General features: G+C 63.5%; 1 protein-coding gene. It reads right to left on the bottom strand.

The features are described from left to right. Positions 1-346, bottom strand: a 346-nt coding sequence (locus AC1D0P_RS32350; protein WP_477680457.1) for a PAS domain-containing protein, incomplete at its 3' end; no start/stop codon positions are given. Between the last annotated feature and the right edge of the window lie 16 nt (positions 347-362).

The raw sequence follows: 362 nt of genomic DNA, 5'->3' as shown, positions 1-362 counted from the left end.
TGTTGAAGTAGATCGACCCACCCGAGGGCACGGCACTCCAGATGCGCACCGGCACGGCATCGATCATCTGCTGCAGCTGCCGCTCTCGCTGCAGCAGCGCTTTTTCGGCCCGCATCTGGTCATCGATATCGTGACAGATCCCATACCATTGCGTGATGCTTCCGGCTTGGTCACGCATCGGTTCGGCACGGCTCGACATCCAACGATAGGCTCCATCGGCGCGGCGCATGCGATATCGCAGCGCGAAGCTCTCTCCGGTCGCCAGGCTGTGGCGAAGCGCATCGCCAAATGCCGTGGCATCGTCCTGATGCACGCCGGCCTCGATCATCGCCGCCAGCCGGCTCATGCCCGGCCTGTCCATG

It is taken from the genome of Polaromonas sp. P1_G2, from assembly GCF_056405515.1.
Note: the sequence above shows the minus strand (reverse complement) of the source record. Positions and strands in the feature narration are given on the sequence as shown.